General features: G+C 64.1%; 18 protein-coding genes and 1 pseudogene. 10 read left to right on the top strand and 9 right to left on the bottom strand.

Going from position 1 to position 18,832, the window contains the following annotated elements; genetic code table 11:
• From JZ792_RS28040 to JZ792_RS28025, 4 genes are all read left to right on the top strand, one after another.
• Positions 1-1,013 (top strand): DNA/RNA non-specific endonuclease (locus tag JZ792_RS28040; protein WP_216915025.1); only part of this gene is annotated, 1,013 nt, incomplete at its 5' end.
• 32 nt (positions 1,014-1,045) lie between these two features.
• Positions 1,046-1,525, top strand: a complete 480-nt coding sequence (locus tag JZ792_RS28035) for a hypothetical protein (protein ID WP_216915023.1) — start codon at positions 1,046-1,048, stop codon at positions 1,523-1,525.
• Positions 1,522-2,694 carry a hypothetical protein gene (locus JZ792_RS28030; protein WP_216915021.1) on the top strand — a complete coding sequence of 391 codons (1,173 nt, stop codon included), beginning with the start codon at positions 1,522-1,524 and terminating at the stop codon, positions 2,692-2,694. Before JZ792_RS28035 ends, JZ792_RS28030 begins: the two co-directional genes overlap by 4 nt.
• A 208-nt stretch (positions 2,695-2,902) precedes the next feature.
• The gene (locus JZ792_RS28025) at positions 2,903-3,583 is read left to right on the top strand and encodes a DUF6882 domain-containing protein (RefSeq protein ID WP_216915019.1); all 681 of its coding nucleotides are present in this window, start codon (positions 2,903-2,905) and stop codon (positions 3,581-3,583) included.
• Between the two features lie 236 nt (positions 3,584-3,819).
• Here the strand turns inward: JZ792_RS28025 and JZ792_RS28020 are convergent, their stop codons facing one another.
• The 3 genes from JZ792_RS28020 to JZ792_RS28010 are packed head-to-tail and all read right to left on the bottom strand — an operon-like array spanning position 3,820 to position 5,914.
• A complete protein-coding gene (locus tag JZ792_RS28020; RefSeq protein ID WP_216915017.1) occupies positions 3,820-4,965 on the bottom strand; it encodes an RNA polymerase sigma factor in 1,146 nt (381 codons plus the stop codon).
• A complete protein-coding gene (locus JZ792_RS28015) occupies positions 4,962-5,369 on the bottom strand; it encodes a YciI family protein (RefSeq protein WP_216915015.1) in 408 nt (135 codons plus the stop codon). The genes JZ792_RS28020 and JZ792_RS28015 overlap by 4 nt, the downstream gene beginning before the upstream one ends.
• A gap of 47 nt (positions 5,370-5,416) precedes the next feature.
• Positions 5,417-5,914 carry a pyridoxamine 5'-phosphate oxidase family protein gene (locus JZ792_RS28010; RefSeq protein WP_216915013.1) on the bottom strand — a complete coding sequence of 166 codons (498 nt, stop codon included), beginning with the start codon at positions 5,912-5,914 and terminating at the stop codon, positions 5,417-5,419.
• 426 nt (positions 5,915-6,340) lie between these two features.
• On the opposite strand from JZ792_RS28010, the gene JZ792_RS28005 reads away from it, so the two are divergent.
• Together JZ792_RS28005 and lon are read left to right on the top strand one after the other, a co-directional pair.
• Positions 6,341-7,675 carry an NAD-dependent succinate-semialdehyde dehydrogenase gene (locus JZ792_RS28005; protein WP_216915011.1) on the top strand — a complete coding sequence of 445 codons (1,335 nt, stop codon included), beginning with the start codon at positions 6,341-6,343 and terminating at the stop codon, positions 7,673-7,675.
• Positions 7,676-7,780: 105 nt separating this feature from the next.
• Positions 7,781-10,246: an endopeptidase La gene (lon, locus tag JZ792_RS28000; protein ID WP_308165490.1), complete on the top strand. Its 2,466-nt coding sequence runs from the start codon at positions 7,781-7,783 to the stop codon at positions 10,244-10,246.
• Between the two features lie 317 nt (positions 10,247-10,563).
• On the opposite strand, the gene JZ792_RS27995 is transcribed toward lon, so the two are convergent.
• The 3 genes from JZ792_RS27995 to JZ792_RS27985 are packed head-to-tail and all read right to left on the bottom strand — an operon-like array spanning position 10,564 to position 12,603.
• Positions 10,564-11,082 (bottom strand): hypothetical protein, encoded by a 519-nt coding sequence (locus JZ792_RS27995; RefSeq protein WP_216915009.1) that lies wholly within the window; start codon positions 11,080-11,082, stop codon positions 10,564-10,566.
• Between the two features lie 25 nt (positions 11,083-11,107).
• A complete protein-coding gene (locus JZ792_RS27990) occupies positions 11,108-12,292 on the bottom strand; it encodes a DUF6973 domain-containing protein (protein WP_216915007.1) in 1,185 nt (394 codons plus the stop codon).
• Positions 12,292-12,603, bottom strand: coding sequence for a hypothetical protein (locus JZ792_RS27985; protein WP_216915005.1), 312 nt, complete (start codon positions 12,601-12,603; stop codon positions 12,292-12,294). The genes JZ792_RS27990 and JZ792_RS27985 overlap by 1 nt, the downstream gene beginning before the upstream one ends.
• 73 nt (positions 12,604-12,676) lie before the next feature.
• Here JZ792_RS27985 and JZ792_RS27980 point away from each other — a divergent pair, with 73 nt between their 5' ends.
• The gene (locus tag JZ792_RS27980) at positions 12,677-13,108 is read left to right on the top strand and encodes a hypothetical protein (protein WP_216915003.1); all 432 of its coding nucleotides are present in this window, start codon (positions 12,677-12,679) and stop codon (positions 13,106-13,108) included.
• A 262-nt stretch (positions 13,109-13,370) separates the two neighbouring features.
• Here the strand turns inward: JZ792_RS27980 and JZ792_RS27975 are convergent, their stop codons facing one another.
• Together JZ792_RS27975 and JZ792_RS27970 are read right to left on the bottom strand one after the other, a co-directional pair.
• Positions 13,371-13,811, bottom strand: a complete 441-nt coding sequence (locus tag JZ792_RS27975; protein WP_216915000.1) for a PaaI family thioesterase — start codon at positions 13,809-13,811, stop codon at positions 13,371-13,373.
• Between the two features lie 41 nt (positions 13,812-13,852).
• Positions 13,853-14,413 (bottom strand): TetR/AcrR family transcriptional regulator, encoded by a 561-nt coding sequence (locus JZ792_RS27970; RefSeq protein WP_216914998.1) that lies wholly within the window; start codon positions 14,411-14,413, stop codon positions 13,853-13,855.
• Positions 14,414-14,635: 222 nt separating this feature from the next.
• Between JZ792_RS27970 and JZ792_RS27965 the strand changes: the two are divergent.
• From JZ792_RS27965 to JZ792_RS27955, 3 genes and pseudogenes are all read left to right on the top strand, one after another.
• Positions 14,636-15,700: pseudogene (locus JZ792_RS27965) on the top strand (DNA polymerase IV); the annotation flags it as partial.
• Positions 15,701-15,763: 63 nt separating this feature from the next.
• Positions 15,764-16,759, top strand: a complete 996-nt coding sequence (locus JZ792_RS27960; RefSeq protein WP_216915032.1) for an oxidoreductase — start codon at positions 15,764-15,766, stop codon at positions 16,757-16,759.
• A 13-nt stretch (positions 16,760-16,772) separates the two neighbouring features.
• Positions 16,773-16,991 (top strand): hypothetical protein, encoded by a 219-nt coding sequence (locus JZ792_RS27955; protein WP_216914996.1) that lies wholly within the window; start codon positions 16,773-16,775, stop codon positions 16,989-16,991.
• Here the strand turns inward: JZ792_RS27955 and JZ792_RS27950 are convergent.
• Positions 16,934-18,814, bottom strand: a complete 1,881-nt coding sequence (locus JZ792_RS27950) for an ABC transporter ATP-binding protein (RefSeq protein ID WP_216914994.1) — start codon at positions 18,812-18,814, stop codon at positions 16,934-16,936. The two genes, JZ792_RS27955 and JZ792_RS27950, sit on opposite strands and share 58 nt — an antisense overlap.
• Positions 18,815-18,832: the final 18 nt, after the last annotated feature.

Raw genomic sequence — 18,832 nt, 5'->3', positions numbered from 1 at the left:
CCCACCACCCCAACGGCAGGTCCACCTCCGAAGGTGTCAATCCCAACCCACCCGGAGCGGCGCGCCCCGAAAGTTACGAACCCAGCCGCGATTCCTCGATCGACAGAAGCGCGTTCCGCCGCCCGAGCGTGACACCGAATCCGTACGACAGTCTGACTCGTGGTATGCCGGTCGAGAACATCGGTCCGAGTCATCCGCTTTCTCCGAACAGAAACCTTCCTTTCGGCCGTACTCCCGTCAGAGGACCGCGTACGGCCGGCGCTCCGATTCCGTTGGCTCCGAATACTGCCTACCGTGTCACCGATCAGAGGGGACGTGATCGTGGCCTCTTCATCACCGATGAGAACGGCAACATCAGGGAAGTGATCACGAATTCCGGAACATCCCGCTCACGGGATCTCAATAGCGGCTCGAGGGAGGGCTTCAACCCGGATCTTCGACATCCGTTTGCTGGTGCGGAGTACACCGTCGATCAGAAGTTCGTCTATAGGACGGACTCCGAAGGTCGCGTGGTTCAGGCGGAGGGCCGACTGGAACACACTGGTTCGGACCGGCGCCGGCGTGGACCGGACCAGACTGGGATCGGACGGTATGGACAGCAAGAGTATGCCCGGATCAATGCAGAAACAGAGGCCGAGTTCAAACGGATCTTCGGCCGGGATCCGAGCCCAGAGGAGGTGGTGCTCTTCGCAGCTGTCGCCTTCAATGGCGGGCACCTGTTCGGTACAGAATTCGACGGCCCGGGCGAGGCTATCAACATGGTTCCGATGCTCGAATCCATCAATCAGGGGCAGACGGGTGCGACACCCACCGACAGTTGGCGAAGAATGGAGGAAGTCTGGGTAGAAATCCTTTCGCGACAACCGCCGCCGCAAGTGAATGTGCGGATCGATCTCACCTTCGATCCGAACGACCCCGAATCGAAGACGCCGAAATCTATCGAGGTAACGTATGTAGTCGATGGAACCACCCTACCTCCATTGCCGTTCGGCAACGTTCCACCACGTGCCTGAGCCCGGACGATGAAAGGGAGACAAACTCCTATATGCACACAGACAACCAGCCCGTTGCGCTTCGCCAGGAGAAACTCGTTCGTGCCCTCGGGCAAATGCTGGCAGACTTTATTCCAGAAGGTTGGGAGCGCATCCGCTTCGAAGCTCACGGGACGACAGCGGGATTCAGGTACAAGATTGGTTACGCTGTTGCGGACGGCGAAATGCAGCTGCATCAGCAGTCGCATCGTATTCCACCGGAGTTTCGTAGGATGCTCGCCGACCTCCGTGAATTGATGTACCGGCCCGATATCGGTACCTGGTTCGACATGGAACTATCGATCGAATCCGGTGGCGATTACATTGTGCGTTTCGAACGCGACCGTCCGCCTGAGAATCCGGATAACGTTCCAGAATTCTCCGACGACATCTATGCGCAGGACCTGAAAGTTTATCCCAGATCGGCTGGTAATATTCCAGAATGGTTGGCTCAGAAAGTCTATCGGGCGCAATCGGAAGGAATGGTTGAATGAATTCTGTCGATTCAGAGGATTATTCGACCGAGGAAGTCGTCGAGGAAATAAGGGAAGAATGCGTCGATGTGCTGTGGGATGATGCCCCGGATGGTTGGTCTTCTATCAGATACATCGCATACTCCACCATCACCAGCCATGCCTCCTCCGCAACGGTGACCTCGCAGGATGGGTCGGAATCACCGATTATCTGTGATCCATATCTACTTGCGGTCTTTCATCGGTTGCGGATAGAGATGTTCGAGCCGGGACGGGGCGCCTGGTTCGCGGCTGTTCTCGAACTCGAGTCCTCGAATGACAGTGTATTTTCGTTCGAATACGATTGCGAACTTCCCGCCGAAATGGCGCTCACTGCTGATGACTACGCTCGCGACTTCGACTATTTCCCACGCGATACCAACCGTATCCCTGAATGGCTGCGCTCGAAGCTCGCGGCTGCAGACAGGCCGTCGAATTGGTTCATCAGCCCGAAGGCCGACGGCACTCGTCGTGAACCCGCACCTGTCGACTTCGAAACCCGGGTGGTCGACAATCGAGACGATCGAACGCCTGGCGGAATCCAGGTTTACGATACCCTCACTTTCCGACTCGACGAACTGTATCCGCCCAAGGATCCCGGCGAAACCCGTAGGACCGCAAGTGAAGTCGAACCGAGCGGAATCGATCCCTTTCGTGACAACGCTGTTCTGGAACAGATCGGCCGAAACCTACAGCACGCTGTGCCCGATGGTTGGCAAAAGTTGAGCTGTATCTACCGTGAAGTCGGTCTGTGCCAACATGCTGTCATATGGTGGACAGCCGAAGATGGGACCAGCACGCGAATTCTCTACCCGCTCGAGGTCAGAGATCAGCAAGCCGCAATCCGTCTCGGTCGTTCCGATATGGCCGAATGGTCTCCGCAGGCACTGGATGATCTGTGGACTCGACTCCGAGCGGATATGTATCAGCCGGGACGGGGGACTTGGTTTACGGCAATTTATAGCCTGGACAACACCGGGTCGTTCGGTGTCGAATTCGATTACGACACCAAGCCTGAATTTATACCAAAAGTTTCAGCTGGCATGTATTCCTTCGATTTCGACAACTATCCACGGGACGACGCGCACACTCCAATGTGGCTCGCCGATGCCAGGCGATATGCGCAGACCACTCCCGGTCAACTCGTCTGAGTTCGTCGGTTGGCGGTAGGCCTCGATCCGACGACCGTTCGTCTCGTCAGGAGTCACCGGGCCGACCGCAAGACGTAGTCATGTATTTGGAGAGACTCGTGTAGGAATCGCACAGACCGCTGGAACTAGGATTATCGAGGCTAGGAGGCCGCCGTTGGGGTGCGGCCGGGGAGGGAATGAAATGTCCGATGTGACGTTGGCGAATCTGTTGGACGATGCGGCGTTTCTGTCGTTGGAGCATCAGTTGCATCTGGTGGATGTGACGGGGGATCGGGGCTGGCATGTCGATCTGAAAGGTCAGGGGCGGTTCACGTTCACCGGGGATGAGCCGATTGTGGCTGATCGGGTGCATCTGCTGGGGTCGGCGGCGCCGGGGCCTCGGTCGTGGTTGTGGGCGTGGGCGAATCCGGCCGGGTATCCGGAGGCGGTGACGGGGTTGGCGGCGTCGCTGCGGGATTTCGGCGCGCAGCACGGGATTCCGGAGTTGACGGAGCCGGAGGTGCCGTTCGCCGCGCTACCGGGTGGGGTGGATGATCCGGCGTCGGTGGTGGCCATTTTCATGGAGGCGGCGAAGGCGGTGTCGGGGTTGTGGACCTCGTACAACGGGCCGGTCGGCGGGGGGACGCGTGCGGCGTTCGTCATCGAGCATCCGTCGTTCCAGTTGCCGGCGCCGGTGGGGCCGCGGATCGCGACTGTCCTGCAACAGGGGGCGATGATGCCGACCCTGTCCGATCATCGTCGGGCGATCCACAGTTACGCGTCCAAGCGCGGGCTCGGGCTGCAATGGAATACGGAGTGGTCGCAGGTTGTGATCACCGCACCGGGAATCAGGGCTACGGTCGACTTCGACGGTTATGCGCGTATCGAGAAGATCAATATCGAGATGTGACGGCTCAGATTCTGCGGGTTCCGGACAGTCGTGCTCGGAACCCGTTGATCCACATGACGATTCCCGGCGATACCGGTGGGTGCCCGATATTTCGTACCGTGACGGCCGAAGTGGTGCGGGTCCGTCTACCCGACCACCCGCAAGATGTGCTTCACGCCGCTGACCGTATAGAGCAGGCATAGCGGAGTGGCCGTGAAGACACCCAACTCCTTGGTGAGGCTGCTGGACAACCGAACTCAGGACCGAAGCGACTGCCGCACCCGGGCGGCCTCACGGGTGAGATGGTCGCGCTCGGGCACCGTGGTGGCCGCGTGCGATGCTTCGGCGTACAGGTCGGCGGCCTGCTCGCGATCGCCCGCGCGTTCGAGGAGGTAGGCGCGGGCGGCGGTGTGGCGGGGCAGGTCCGGGTCCAGTTCGGACAGTGCGGCGAGTCCGGCCAGAGGGCCGTCGGCCTCACCGACCGCCACGGCGCGGTTCAGTCGCACGACCGGGCCGTCGGTGAAGACCAGCAATTCGTCGTACCATTCCACGATCTGTACCCAGTCGGTTTCGGCGGTGCTCGGGGCATCGGCGTGCAGGGCGGCTATCGCGGCCTGGGTCTGGTATTCGCCCAGCCGGTCGCGGGCCAACGCGGTTTGCAGAATCATCACACCTTCGGCGATGAGGGCGGTGTCCCAACGGAATCGGTCCTGTTTCGCGAGCGGCACCAGACGACCGCCGGGGCCGGTGCGTGACGCGCGGCGGGCATGGTGCAGCAGCATCAACGCGAGCAGGCCGGAGACCTCGGGGTCGTCGGTGGTGGCGGCGAGTTGGCGGGTGAGGCGGATGGCTTCGGCCGCGAGATCGATATCCCCGCCGTAGCCCTCGTTGAAGACGAGGTAGAGCACGCGCAGCACCGTCGCGAGGTCGCCGGGCCGGTCGAGCGGCAGGCCCGTGATCCGCCGCTTGGCCCGGCTGATCCGTTGCGCCATGGTCGCTTCCGGAACGAGATAGGCCGTGGCTATCTGCCGGGTCGTGAGGCCGCCGACGGCGCGCAAGGTCAATGCGACGGCCGACCCGGGGGACAGCGAGGGATGCGCGCACAGGAAATACAGCCACAGCGTGTCGTCGCGGGCGGGCACCGGACCGGCGGGCGGCTCGACCTCGACGGCGAGTTCCCTTCCGCGCCGCGATGTCTCGGCGCGGACGGAATCGACGAATTTGTGCCACGCGGCGGCGACGAGCCATCCCTTGGCATCGCGTGGTGGATCGTCCGGCCACGTTTCCAGCGCCCGGATCAGCGCTTCCTGCACCGCGTCCTCGGCCGGGGCGAAATCGGCTCCGCGACGGACGAGGATGCCGATCACCGCGGGCACGAGTTCGCGCAGCAGCGATTCGTTCACTCGGTGACCGTGGGCAATTCGGTGTAGAACGGTCGCAACTCCAGCCATTCCTGGACCGGCTTCCCTCCCGCGCCGGGAGCCGCGGACAGGTCACCCGCCAGTTCGAGCGCCCGTTCGTAGGTCTCGACGTCGATGACCATCCAACCCGCGATCAGGTCCTTGGTCTCCGCGAACGGGCCGTCGGTGACCGGAGGACGTCCTTCGCCGTCGGACCGGACGAACGTGCCCTGCGTTGACAGCGCCTGACTGTCGACGTACTCACCGGTCGCTTGCAGACGCGCGACGAAATCCTCCATGTATTGCACGTGGGTCGTCACCTCCTCCGGCGTCCAGCGATCCATCGGCACGTCGTTGACCGAAGGCGGCGCGCCCCGGTAGTGCTTGAGCAGCAGGTATTTGGCCATGGTGTTCTCCGTAAGTTGTCAGGCGGCCCGGAAGGGCCGGATTCGGTTCAGGCGTGCTGACGTTCGGCCCGCTGCCGGATCAGTTCCTCGACCGGGCTGGGCAGGGTGGTGTCGAAGTCGATGAGTTTGGCCCAGGTCGGGGTGATGACGATCCGGACCATGCCGTCGTAGAGCGAGTGGACTTCGGCCTCCCATTCGACGCGCTGCTCGGGGGTCATGACGTAGCTGCCGTTCATCTGGAGATATTCGGCCGGGATACCGTCGACCACGTCCAGTTCGGCGCGGCCGCGGATGAGCAGCATCTGGGGTGGGTGTACCTCGGTGTCGATCGTCAACGCGACCTGGGGATTGTGGCGCAGGGAGTGCAGCTTCGGGGCGTTCTTCGAGGTGCAGACCACGATGTGCGAGCCGTTCCAGGTGAAGCCGATCGGGATATTGCGGGGAGTGCCGTCCTTGGCGACGTAGGCCATGCGCAGCAGGTCGCGGGCCAGGAGTTCCCGGCTGATCGGGAGGTTCAGGACGGTGGTGATCTCGTTCGGTTGCATGGTCGCTCCTTGATTCGGTGTCGTCGAGCCCGTTCGTACCCCTGGGACGGAGCCGGTCGAGCGTTCTCGACATCCCCGGCGCACGAATTCCCGAATATTTTCTCGGGATCGATCAACGTGCCTGTCCGAGGGTCTCCCGTGCCCGGTCGGACCCGCCGCACCGCACTGTCGCCGCAAGACCGGTCACCACCTGCCGCGAGACCTCCCGCTGGAATCACTTCGACCGTGCCGGGCGCGCCGACTACTGAATGTGCGCGTACTGGCATCTAATCAGTGGCACCGATTCCCGTCTGCCGCGCAGTACGGCCCAGGTATGCGTGCGTACCCGGTCACTCCGACCGCGTCGTCGACCCATGGCAGACACCTACGACAGTGTGCCTCGACAAGTCAAGCAGTCGCCGATCGCCGTTGAAAGGAATACGACCCATGAGCCTGTACGCGGTTACCGATCCATCGACCGGTGAAGTGGTCGAGGAATATCCGACGGCGACGGCCGCGCAGATCGAGGACGCCATCACCGCCGCCGCGGCGGCTCACCGTGAATGGGGCCGTGCCACGACGGTTGCCGAGCGGGCGGCATCGATCCGTCGCGTCGCCCGGCTGCACACCGAGCGCAAGGACGAACTGGCACGCATCATCAATCGGGAGATGGGCAAACGGCTCGACCGTTCCGCCGCCGAAGTCGAGTTCAGCGCGGCGATCTACAACTACTACGCCGACAATGCCGAGAAGTTCCTCGCCGACGAGCCGATCACCCTGCTCGACGGCGACGGATCGGCGCTGATCCGGCGTTCCCCGGTCGGTGTCCTGCTCGGGATCATGCCCTGGAACTACCCGTACTACCAGGTCGCTCGCTTCGCCGGGCCGAACCTGACCCTCGGCAACACCATCCTGCTCAAACACGCGCCGCAGTGCCCCGAGTCGGCCGCCGCCTTGCAACAGATCTTTCTCGACGCGGGCTTCCCGCACGGCGCCTACGTCAATATCTACGCCACCAACGAACAGGTCGCCGAGATCATCGCCGACCCGCGCGTGCAGGGAGTTTCGCTCACCGGTTCCGAGCGGGCGGGCGCGGCCGTCGCCGAGATCGCGGGCCGAAACCTCAAGAAGGTCGTCCTCGAACTCGGTGGCTCCGACCCTTTCATCGTCCTGAGTTCCGACAACCTCGAAGCGACCGTCGACGCGGCGGTCGGCGGCCGGTTCGAGAACACCGGCCAAGCCTGCAACGCCGCCAAACGTTTCATCGTCGCCGACGACATCTACGACGAGTTCCTGGACAAATTCACCACGCGGGTGCTGCGCAAGTCGGCCGATCTGGGACCGCTGTCGTCCACCGCGGCCGCCGAGCGTCTGGAGAACCAGATCGAGCGAGCCGTGGCCGCGGGCGCCGATCTCGTCACCGAGGGGCGACGCGACGGCGCCTATTACCCGCCGGGTGTGCTCACCAACCTGCCCGCCGACTATCGCGAGGAATTGTTCGGCCCGGTCGCCGCGGTCTACCGGGTGACGGGGGAGGACGAGGCCGTCGAGCTGGCCAACGACACGCCGTTCGGCCTCGGCTCCTACGTGTACACCACCGACGAGGACCAGGCCCGCCGCGTCGCGGACAGGATCGAGGCGGGAATGGTGTTTGTCAACGCTGTCGGCGCCGAGGGGGTCGAACTGCCGTTCGGCGGCGTCAAGCGATCCGGCTTCGGCCGCGAACTCGGCCGCTACGGCATCGACGAGTTCGTCAACAAGAAACTGATTCGCATCGGCTGAGCGCCGGGATCCCTTCGCTGTGAGCGAACCCCCTCGGCAGGTGGAACAAACCGGCCGGGGGTGGGGTTGAGTAGGCATCGCTCAACTTTCAGAAGGGTCGAACACGTGACTACACCTCAGAACTTGCCGGTGCTGTTCCTGACCGATCCGATCGTGCTGCCGGGCATGGTCGTGCCCATCGAACTGGACGAATCCGCGCAGGCCGCCATCGACGCCGCGCAGGCCGCCAAGACCTCGGCGGTCTTGCTCGCGCCCCGGCTGACGGAGGGCTACGCCACCTACGGCGTCGTCGCCACCATCGAACAGGTCGGACGGATGCGCGGCGGCGCGCCCGCGGCCGTGTTGAAGGCCGAACGGCGCGCGAAGATCGGACACGGGGTTACCGGACCGGGTGCGGCGCTGTGGGTCGAGGCCGAACCGGTCGAGATTCCGCCCGCCGACGGGCGCACCACCGAACTCGCCGCCGAATACAAGAAACTCGTCGTCTCGGTCCTCCAGCGGCGCGAGGCCTGGCAGATCATCGACGCGGTGAATCAGCTGACCGATCCGTCGGCCGTCGCCGACACCGCGGGATACGCGCCGTACCTGACGGCCGATCAGAAGCGTGAACTGCTGGAAACCCCCGATGTGATCCAGCGCCTGACCACGTTGATCGAGTGGACGAAGGCCCATATCGCCGAGGCCGAGGTCACCGAGAAGATCAGCGACGACGTGCGCGAGGGGCTGGAGAAAAGCCAGCGTGAATTCCTGCTGCGCCAGCAACTCAACGCCATCCGCAAGGAACTCGGCGAGGACGAGCCGGACGGCGCCGACGACTACCGCACCCGCGTCGAACAGGCCGATCTGCCCGGTGAGATCCGGGAGGCGGCGCTGCGCGAGGTCGGCAGGCTGGAACGCGCCAGCGATCAGAGCCCGGAATCGGGCTGGATCCGCACCTGGCTGGATACCGTCCTGGAATTGCCGTGGGCGGTGAAGACCACCGACAACACCGATGTCGCGGCCGCTCGCGCGGTACTCGACGCCGATCACCACGGCCTCGAAGAGGTCAAGGACCGCATGGTCGAGTACCTGGCGGTGCGCGCGCGGCGTGCGCAGCGCGGGCTGGAGGTCGTCGGCGGGCGCGGTTCCGGCGCGGTGCTTGTCCTCGTCGGCCCGCCCGGCGTCGGTAAGACCTCGCTCGGTGAATCCGTGGCGCGGTCGCTCGGCCGCGAGTTCGTGCGTGTCGCTCTCGGTGGTGTGCGCGACGAGGCGGAGATCCGCGGACACCGGCGCACCTACGTCGGCGCGCTGCCGGGCCGGATCGTGCGCGCCATCAAGGAGGCGGGTTCGATGAATCCCGTCGTCCTGCTGGACGAGATCGACAAGGTCGGCTCCGATTTCCGCGGCGATCCCGCGGCGGCGCTGCTCGAGGTGCTCGACCCGGCGCAGAACCACACGTTCCGCGACCACTACCTCGACCTGGATCTCGACCTGTCCGATGTGCTGTTCATCGCGACCGCCAATGTCATGGACACCATTCCCGGCCCGCTGCTGGACCGGATGGAATTGATCACCGTCGACGGTTACACCGAGGACGACAAGGTGGCCATCGCCCGTGACTTCCTGGTGCCACGGCAGTTGGAACGCAACGCTCTGACCGCCGACGAGGTGTCGATCACCGAGGAGGCGCTGCGCGAGATCGCCGCGAACTACACCAGGGAAGCCGGTGTGCGGCAGATGGAACGGCTGATCGCGAAGGCATTGCGCAAGGCGGCGACACGGCTGTCCGGGGTCGAGGCCACGGTCTCCGCAGAAACCGGCGACGGCGACGAACTCGGCTACGATGCCGGACTCGGGTACGGAACCGAACAGATGTCCGGAACTGAACCCGGCGCCGGTGCAGTGATATCCGCGGTGATCGCAGACACCCTGACGATCGGTCTCGGAGATCTGAAGGAGTACCTGGGACGTCCGCGCTTCACCCCGGATTCGGTGGAACGCACGGCGGTGCCCGGTGTGGCGACCGGCCTCGCCGTCACCGGCGCGGGTGGCGATGTCCTCTACATCGAGGCCAATGCCGCCGAGGGTGAGCGCTCGCTGACCCTCACCGGTCAACTGGGTGACGTCATGAAGGAATCCGCGCAGATCGCGCTGACCTACGTGCGCTCGCACCTGGAGGAGATCGGCATCGAACCGTCGGTGCTCGACCGCAATATCCACATCCACTTCCCCGCGGGTGCGGTGCCCAAGGACGGACCGTCCGCCGGTGTCACCATGGTCACCGCCCTGGTGTCGCTGGCATTGGGCAGGCAGGTGCGCGGTGATGTCGGTATGACCGGTGAGGTCACGCTCAACGGTCGGGTGCTACCCATCGGTGGGGTGAAACAGAAACTGCTCGCCGCTCAGCGAGCGGGACTGAAGACCGTCTTCATCCCGGCCCGCAACGAACCGGATCTGGACGAGGTCCCGGCCGAAGTCCTTGCCGCCCTGGATGTTCGCCCCGTCGCCGACGTGGCCGACATCCTGGCCTACGCGATCGAACCGGTGGTGGAAGCGACCATCGATCGTCCGGCGTACGCGGCTTCCGCGTAATCGATGATAAAGGGCTGGTGACGAGAAACCCTCGTCACCAGCCCTTTTCGGTGTGGAAGCCCCGGATTGTGACACACGAGCGTGAGTGTCGCAACCAGTCTCGTCGAGCGCGACCGGCCAGGCCCGTGGTGTGGCATCGCGTCAGGTCGGCACGGTCACCGGCGCGACCGGTTCGGCCCGGCGGGTGGGACGAAATCTACCCGCGATACCGGCATCGCTCGACCCGGACAAGCTAACTATCGCAGTTCGAGGCACCTTTCGTCATATCTGGGCCGACTGCCACGAATTTCGATGGATGGGCGAGGTCAGTCAGGCGATTACGAGAATCCTTCGATCTGCAGATACCAGGCTGTCCGTTCGCCCCCTCCGACCTCCTTGACCACGTGCGACTTCGGGCTTACAAGTGAGTCCGGCCTGGCATGACCCTTTTTTACACCGTAGCGCGGTAATTTGTCCTCGTATGCGTATACCACCTTTCCTCCGCTGAGGAAGACTTGTGTCATGGAGTCGGAGTCTGTATTCAGCCCGATCAATTGGACTCCCTGCGTCCCAAGCTTCTCGTTGAGGCTATCGCTGGAAATGGGCGAGCGGACACTGAACATTCGATCCCATTCACCAATAGGGACACCAGAAGATGCGATAACATCGCTCAACTTGGCAGTTCCCTGTTCTTCCAAGAGGTGCGCGAAAGCCGCCGCCAGGGCGGGATTCTCATCCTGAACCGTAATCTTTTCACCGGTAGTCCAACCACCGCACCCCGATACCAAGCTGAACGCCGCAGCTAGGGCGGAAGCGAATAACAGACGAGCGCTCGTACGCCGCTTCTGATAGCGCATCATTCCTCCAAAATTCCAAACACAATTAACCAGTTGACGGCTTGTTGTTCGGAATAAGCGAACCTGGCAAGACGTTCGCATCGTCGACCATCTCAGAGTCCGCTGCCTCACCGAAACGAACCTCCTTGGGCCGAGCAAGGTTTCCATCCTTGTCGATCAGTACACCGTCGCCATTATTGAATGCATCGATGATTTTCTGACTCATGCTGCCGCCTGGATTCTCGGTTGCAATCCTCCGGCCGAGTTCATTGTTGTACAGATCCATCGCCTCGCGCGTACTCCGGTTGTCTTCTCGACCCTCATGCTTCGTGGTGTATTCCTTCGTCCACTCCTCGCCGAATTCCTCAGTCAACATGGCGTTCCAGTAAGCGTGGCGGAAGGCATCTGCATGATTATCCTGATAATTATTATCCGCGCTAGGAAAAAGTTGTTCAGCTCTAGAACTGGCTTCCTCTGATATCATGTAGACCCGGTACTGTTCCCACGCGCTCAGCTTGTTCAGCATCGCGGCCTCGCTGACAGTGACCTCCTTGACCTGGATGTCCTCACCAGGTTTCACTCTGTTGATCCACTTCATAAAATCGTCACTGGGCCAGGTAGTCATCCCCTGTTGGTCCTTGTTGACCTGGTAAGAATTGAGGATATTCTCAAGCTCAGCGTTCGGAGGAATGGGAACGTCGGCGAACACCTTTATGATCGCCTCACCCGCCGAAGCGGCAGCATCGCCCGCTGCCTGCAACGCCGACTTTATCGCAGCCTCGTGCTGGCGTTGGCCTTGGTCGAGCGCGGCTTTCGCTACCTCGAGCGACTTACCTTCTCCGCCTGCAAGCCAGGCTATAACCTCGGTGGCGTAGCTGACGGTTCCATCCTCGGCGACGGTGTACCTCTCATCCTCGGCGGCCTGAATCGCGTTGACCGCAGCTGATTTGGCAAATCCCAGGAGATGGACAATCGAGGATGTCGAGGTTGCGGCATGACCGAATGCTTCCACTACTTTCGAAAGCGAAGTCTTGGCTTCCTCGCTTTTGACGCGCATTGCGTCGCCAGCGGCACCACGCCAAAAGCCCGGAGAGTCGGCGAGTTGCAGATTGATGGTGCCGTACTCGGTGGTGACCGTTTCCTCGGCGCGAGTCCACTCGGCGGCTTGGTCGGTCAAAGCGCCGAAGGCCCATGTACGGACTTCAGTTTTCGTTGGTGGTAGTGCACTCATTAGAGCGGACCTGCTTCTGCCAGCAATGCACCCGTCCCATTCGCCTGCCCTGCTTGCTGGAGGTTGTACTCAATGATGCTTGCCGATGCGGCGTCATTGATCTCCTTGAGTTGTACGGCTACCCCTCGCACACTCAGTCTGGCGCGCACACCGGCCCTCATATAAGCTGCACCCAAGCCTGACCCGGGAAGCGCGGTCTCGATCGCGGCGATGAAGCTCTCTGTAGGCAGGGTATGAAGTGCGTTCTGCGACCCATTCAGGGCGGCAATCATACCTTCGAGCCCAGGCTGATCGACGTACAGCTCGGCCATCAAAATCCTCTCCCCTCAGAATCCCCAATACGTTAACATCGTATTGCTGCCCCGAGAAGAAGCGTAGGAGCAAGTGCATCCGAATTCCGGTGATATCGACCCGATTACAAGCCAGATGCATGCCGTTCGCCAGGCCTTGATGGTCGACCAGGCGACTGTTGGCCGATATGGCGTCGCGGTTGACGTATCCGCCGACGGAACTTTGCAAGCGGTTCGGATCGATGAGAGCGTCACCCCCCACGGCGTCGCACTCGGTAGTCTCATAACGAAACTCGCGCAGGAGGCGCTCGAGCAAGCGCGCGTAATCGTACGTGAGCGTATCGACAACCTCTGCGCCGACCCGCGGATCGCTGCAGCGGTGGAGTCAATCGAAATCGCTTCTGAGCGGCCATATCTCGTGCCGTCCGCCAAGCAGTCAGCTCCTATCCCGGACGATGATCTAACCGAGGAAGAGCTTATCGAGCTGAACCAGCGTCGGAACGCATCGTTCTTCCGCAACGCATAGGGAACTTCCTCCATTCTGTTTCATTCGGTCGCTGATGGTTCTCCTGTGAAGCCGTCGGCTGTTGTACCAGTCGGTCCATTCCATCGTGGTGAATTCGACGTCGGCCAGCGACTTCAGCGGCCCGGTCAGAGACGGGCTGTCACGGGCCATCCTTCGGTTTCGAACAGCACGATCGTGGACTCGGCCAGGGCGTTGCCACAGGCATCGCCGACACGGCCTATCGACGCTGCGATTCCCTCCAGGACAAGGGTTGCCGAGAACTTTATGGACGCATATCCCGTTCCACGGTGCGAGTGGTGCCCTGGGCGAGGGCGCACAGGATCGGTTCGGCGTCGTCGCTCTCGGCGAAGATCTCGCAGTTGACCACCGCCTGCCGACGGGTCGAACCGGTGACGACCGCCTCGGCCCGTAGGCGCGCGCCACGGGCCGGGCGCAGGTAGGTGATGGTGAAACCTACGGTCAGTACGTTCGGCCCGAGTACCGTGCCCGCCGCGAAGGTGAGCGTGTTGTCGGCCAGGTAGGACAGTGCGCCGCCGTGTACATAGCCGAACTGCTGGCCGATCTCGGCGCGGATCGGGACGATCAGAGTCGCGCGGCCATCACCGAATTCGGTGATCTCGGTGCCGACCAGGTTGGCGAAAGGTTGCGCGGCCAGCACCAGGCGCGCCGATTCGAGGTCGAGTGTCGCGGATGGGATGGTCATGGGAAGGCCTCTCCGGGTAGGGCTTTCATGTCATACGGGCTTCAGTTGCCGTGGGCCGCGAGGGTGCGCCATGCGGACTCGGCCAGTTCGTCGGCCACCGAGGTCGGTGCGGTGCGCATGTCACCGGCCAGCCAGTGCCGCGAGTACTCCTGCGCCGCGCCGAGCCACAGGGCGTACACCAGGTCGAACGGCAGATCGCGCACGACGCCGTACCCGGCGTGGGTGCGCCACCAGCGCCAGACGTCGGTCATGAACTGCCGGTTGCCGTCGCTCTCGCGGACGCCGGGCGGCCTGGCCGACAGCAGCACCGTGGCGCGGTACTGGTTCTCGCTGACCCACCGCAGGTGTTCGACGACCCCCGCGGTGACGCCGGCGCGGGCGTCGGCGCTGTCGCCGACCGCCGCCCAGAAATGCCGTTGGTAGTCGGTGAGCGCGTGCGCCCACACCTGACGGTAGAGATCGGCCTTGTCGGGGAAGTGGTGGTAGAGCGCGCCCACGCTGGCGCCCGCCGCATCCCGGATCTGGGTCAGCGTGGCGTCGAGCGCGCCCTGTTCCGCGAATTGACGCTCGGCCGCGAGCAGCAACCGATCTCGAATCTTCATATACCGAATTTAGTTCTGTTTCTCGGGGAGTGCAACGCCGCGAGCGGTTGTTCGACTCGCCATCGGTATCGCGGCCGGTAGCGGCCCGCTCGGTCCCTACGATGGTGGTGACGGTTTGCGCAGCACAGTTCGTGCTCACGGAGGTGCCACCGATGTCGCACGCAGATGGTTGATCGCCCGGATCTTCCCGGACCGGAGGCGGCCCGGCCGCACGCGCGGGAGGTGCGCCGGTGGCTGCTGCATGTCGATCTCGATCAGTTCCAGGCGGCCGTGGAGTTCCGCCGTCATCCGGAGTTGCGTGGGCTGCCGGTGATCGTCGGCGGTAACGGCGACCCGTCCGAGCCGCGCAAAGTCGTCACCTGCGCGTCCTATCCGGCGCGGGCCTTCGGGGTGCGCGCGGGCATGGCCTTGCGCTCGGCGCAGCGCAAATGCCCGGAAGGGGTCTTCCTACCGCTGGACATGCCCACCTACGAAGAAGCCTCCGACGAGGTCATGGCGGTGCTACGCACTTTCCCCGGCCGGGTCGAGGTGTGGGGCTGGGACGAGGCGTTCCTGGCGGCGGACACCGACGATCCCGAACATCTCGCGACCGAGATCCGCAGCGCGATAGCGCGATTGGATCTGACCTGTGCGATCGGGATCGGCGACAACAAACTGACCGCGAAACTCGCCACGGGTTTCGCCAAATCCTCGGGGAAGTCGTCGGCCGAACCCGCCGACGCGGCGGCCGCGACGGCCGGAATGTTCCGGCTGACGGCGGCGAATTGGACCGAGGTGATGGCACACCGGCCGACCGACGCGCTGTGGGGCGTCGGCGGCCGCATCGCCGCGAGGCTGGCCGGGCTCGGCATCGAGACGGTCAGCGATCTGATGGCCGCCGACCGGCATCGGCTGGCCGCGGAATTCGGTCCGAATACCGGCCCCTACCTGTGGGTTCTCGGGCACGGCAAAGGCGATACCGAGGTGACCACCGAGCCGAGGGTTCCGGTGGGCCGCAGCAAGTCCGAGACCTTCGCGCACGATCTCACCGAACGCGCCGATATCGACGCCCAGGTGGCGCGGCTGGCGCGCGAGGTCGCAGAGGAGATGGCCGAGGCGGGCCGGATCAGCACCCGGGTTTCGGTCACCGTCCGCAGCAATACCTTCTTCACCCGCAGCAAACAGCGGAAACTGCCCGAGCCGACCACCGATGTCGCGGTGATCGTCGAGACGGCCCTGCGCGTCGTCGACCGCTTCGAACTGGATCGTCCGGTGCGCCTGCTCGGCGTCCGGTTGGAACTGCTCCCCGAACAACCCAGGTCGCCGCACGGATTTCCCACCGCCGACGGCGACGCTCGTATGCTCGACCGCATGGAGTTCTGGGCGATGGTTGCGAACGAATCGGACAGCGGGATCGTCTTGACCAAGCAGCGGGTTTCCGAGGATTTCCTCGGCCCCGGCGATGTGACGATCAAGGTGCACTACTCGAGCGCCAACTACAAGGACGCACTGGCCATCACCGCGGGTGGCGGCGTGGTGCGCAATTACCCGATCGTGCCCGGTATCGATATCACCGGTGAGGTCGTGAGTTCCGACGTCGACGATTTCGCCCAGGGCGATCTCGTCGTCGCGCACGGCTACGACATCGGCGTCGCGCGCAACGGCGGTTTCGCCGAATACGCGCGGGTGCCCGCCGACTGGGTGGTGAAACTCGACGGCGTGAGCACCAAGGACGCGGCGGCGATCGGCACCGCGGGTTTCACGGCCGCCCTCAGCGTGCAGGCCCTGCTCGATCGGCGGCTGACCCCCGAGACCGGGGCGATCCTGGTCACGGGCGCGACCGGCGGCGTCGGCAGCGTCGCCATCGACATCCTGTCCGGTCTCGGCTTCGAGGTGATCGCCTCGACCGGCAAAACCGACGCGGCCGACAAACTGGCCGATATCGGCGCCAACGAGGTCATCGGTCGGTTGCCGGAGGATCCCGACGCGAAACCGCGCCCGCTGTCCAAGACGCGATGGGCCGGTGCGGTGGACAGTGTCGGCGGCGCGTCGCTGGCCTACATCCTCAGTTCCATCGGCTACGGCGGCACCGTCGCGGCGAGCGGCCTGACCGGCGGCCACGTACTTCCGACCACCGTGATGCCGTTCATCCTGCGCGGTGTCGCCCTCATCGGCATCGATTCCGTCGCGCTGCCGATCGAGCCCCGCCGCGAACTGTGGACACGTCTCGGGCAGGACATGCGGCCGCGCCACCTCTCGGATATCGAGAATGTCGCACCGATCACCGAGGCGGAAAAAGTGCTGCATTCCATCAAGAACGGGACGCATTCCGGCCGAACGATCTTCGGCGTCGCGGGCGAATTCTGATCGCAGGGAAGCGATGGTCGTGATCGGCTTCGCCATGATCGCCCTGATCGGCGCGACCCTGGGGCACAGGGCCCGCGCCGGACGCAAGGCGGGGCGCTACACCTCGCGACCGGGAAACTCCGGCGACGCGAGTTCGTCGTCGGCGTTTCCCGGCTGGTTCCGGCTCGAACGCGCTCAGGCCGCGGTCGGCACCGGGTCGTCCGCGAACTGGGTGCGGTACAGCTCGGCGTAGCGGCCGTCGGCGGCGAGCAGTTGGGTGTGGGTACCGCGTTCCACCACGCGGCCCTCCTCCAGCACGAGGATCTGGTCGGCGGCGCGGATGGTGGACAGTCGGTGCGCGATCACCAGCGCGGTGCGACCGACCAGCGCTTCCGAAAGGGCCTCCTGCACGGCGGCTTCCGACGTCGAATCCAGTGACGCGGTCGCCTCGTCCAGGATGACGACTCTCGGCTGTTTGAGCAGCAATCGGGCGATGGTCAGCCGTTGTCGTTCCCCGCCCGACAGTCGGTAGCCGCGTTCGCCGACGACGGTGTCCAATCCGTCCTGCAACGAATCGACCAGCTCACGCAGCCGCGCCCGTTCCAGCGCGTCCCACAATTCGGTCTCGCTCGCCTCCGGCCGCGCCAGCAGCAGATTGGCCCGGATGGTGTCGTGGAACAGATGACCGTCCTGGGTCACCAGGCCGACGGTGGCGCGCAACGAGGCGGTGTCGAGCTGACGCACATCGGCGCCGTTGAGTCGGACTGCCCCGGAATCGACGTCGTACAGTCGGGAAACCAATTGCGCCACTGTCGATTTGCCCGCCCCGGACGAACCGACCAGCGCGATCAGCTGACCCGGCTCGGCCCGCAGCGAGACGCGGTGCAGGACTTCCACCTCGCCGCGCGTGTCCAGGGTCGAGACATCCTCGAGCGAGGCCAGCGACACCTTGTCGGCGGACGGGTAGCCGAAACTGACCTCGTCGAGTTCGACCGTCACCGGGCCTTCCGGCACGGCGACCGCGTCGGGGGCGTCCTCGATCAGCGGTTTCAGGTCGAGCACCTCGAAGACGCGCTCGAAACTCACCAGCGCGGACATGATCTCCATCCGGGCGCTGGCCAGTGCGGTCAGCGGGGCATACAGCCTGGTCAGCAGTAGCGACAGCGCGACAACCGCACCCGCGTCCAACTGTCCGCGCAGCGCGTACCAGCCGCCGAGGCCGTACACCAATGCCACGGCCAGCGCCGAGACCAGGGTCAACGAGGTGACGAAAACCGTCTGCAACATCGCGGTGCGCACCCCGATATCGCGCACCCGGCGCGCCCGCACCGCGAATTCGTCCGATTCCTGCGCGGGCCTGCCGAACAGTTTGACCAGCGTGGCACCCGGCGCGGAGAACCGTTCGGTCATCTGGGTGCTCATCGACGCGTTCAATCCGGCGGCTTCGCGCTGGATCGAGGCGAGCCGATGCCCCATCCGCCGTGCCGGGAGAACGAACACCGGAAGCAGCAGCAGCGCCAGCAGGGTTATCTGCCAGGAGATGCCGATCATCACCGCGAGCGTGAGCACCAGCGTGACCAGGTTCGCGACCACTCCCGACAGGGTGTCGCTGAAGGCTCGCTGCGCCCCGATCACGTCGTTGTTCAATCTGCTCACCAGCGCGCCGGTGCGGGTCCTGGTGAAGAAGGCGACCGGCATCTTCTGCACGTGATCGAAGACCGCGGTCCGCAGATCGAGGATGAGTCCCTCGCCGATCCGTGAGGACAGCCACCGGATGACCAGCCCGAGCACTGCGTCGACCACGGCCAGCGCGCCGATGAGAGCGGCGAGCAGCACGACCACGCGCGGTGCGACGCCGCCGATAATATTGTTCACGATCCGGCCCGCCAGCAGGGGAGTCGCGACGGCCAGCAGTGCCGAGAGCACGCTGAACAGTAGGAACACCCCGATCCTGCGCCGGTGCGGCCGGGCGAATCGCAGGATGCGCTCGGCGGTGACCCGACGGAAGGGCCGCTCGTCCTGCGGTGCGTTCGCCTGCCGGTACATCTGGCTCCACGCCACTGACTCGATACTCACGTCCCGGTCCTCTCGCTT

The organism is Nocardia noduli (assembly GCF_019038455.1).
GTDB classification, from domain to species: domain Bacteria; phylum Actinomycetota; class Actinomycetes; order Mycobacteriales; family Mycobacteriaceae; genus Nocardia; species Nocardia noduli.
Note: the sequence above shows the minus strand (reverse complement) of the source record. Positions and strands in the feature narration are given on the sequence as shown.

What these genes read in the sequence shown, in the direction of transcription:
- JZ792_RS27990 (WP_216915007.1), bottom strand. Translation starts at nt 12,292, where the DNA reads ATGAGTGCACTACCACCAACGAAAACTGAAGTCCGTACATGGGCCTTC.
- JZ792_RS27995 (WP_216915009.1), bottom strand. Translation starts at nt 11,082, where the DNA reads ATGCGCTATCAGAAGCGGCGTACGAGCGCTCGTCTGTTATTCGCTTCC.
- JZ792_RS28005 (WP_216915011.1), top strand. Translation starts at nt 6,341, where the DNA reads ATGAGCCTGTACGCGGTTACCGATCCATCGACCGGTGAAGTGGTCGAG.
- JZ792_RS27955 (WP_216914996.1), top strand. Translation starts at nt 16,773, where the DNA reads ATGGTCGTGATCGGCTTCGCCATGATCGCCCTGATCGGCGCGACCCTG.
- JZ792_RS28010 (WP_216915013.1), bottom strand. Translation starts at nt 5,914, where the DNA reads ATGCAACCGAACGAGATCACCACCGTCCTGAACCTCCCGATCAGCCGG.
- JZ792_RS27970 (WP_216914998.1), bottom strand. Translation starts at nt 14,413, where the DNA reads ATGAAGATTCGAGATCGGTTGCTGCTCGCGGCCGAGCGTCAATTCGCG.
- JZ792_RS28015 (WP_216915015.1), bottom strand. Translation starts at nt 5,369, where the DNA reads ATGGCCAAATACCTGCTGCTCAAGCACTACCGGGGCGCGCCGCCTTCG.
- JZ792_RS27975 (WP_216915000.1), bottom strand. Translation starts at nt 13,811, where the DNA reads ATGACCATCCCATCCGCGACACTCGACCTCGAATCGGCGCGCCTGGTG.
- JZ792_RS28030 (WP_216915021.1), top strand. Translation starts at nt 1,522, where the DNA reads ATGAATTCTGTCGATTCAGAGGATTATTCGACCGAGGAAGTCGTCGAG.
- JZ792_RS27985 (WP_216915005.1), bottom strand. Translation starts at nt 12,603, where the DNA reads ATGGCCGAGCTGTACGTCGATCAGCCTGGGCTCGAAGGTATGATTGCC.
- JZ792_RS28035 (WP_216915023.1), top strand. Translation starts at nt 1,046, where the DNA reads ATGCACACAGACAACCAGCCCGTTGCGCTTCGCCAGGAGAAACTCGTT.
- JZ792_RS27960 (WP_216915032.1), top strand. Translation starts at nt 15,764, where the DNA reads ATGGAGTTCTGGGCGATGGTTGCGAACGAATCGGACAGCGGGATCGTC.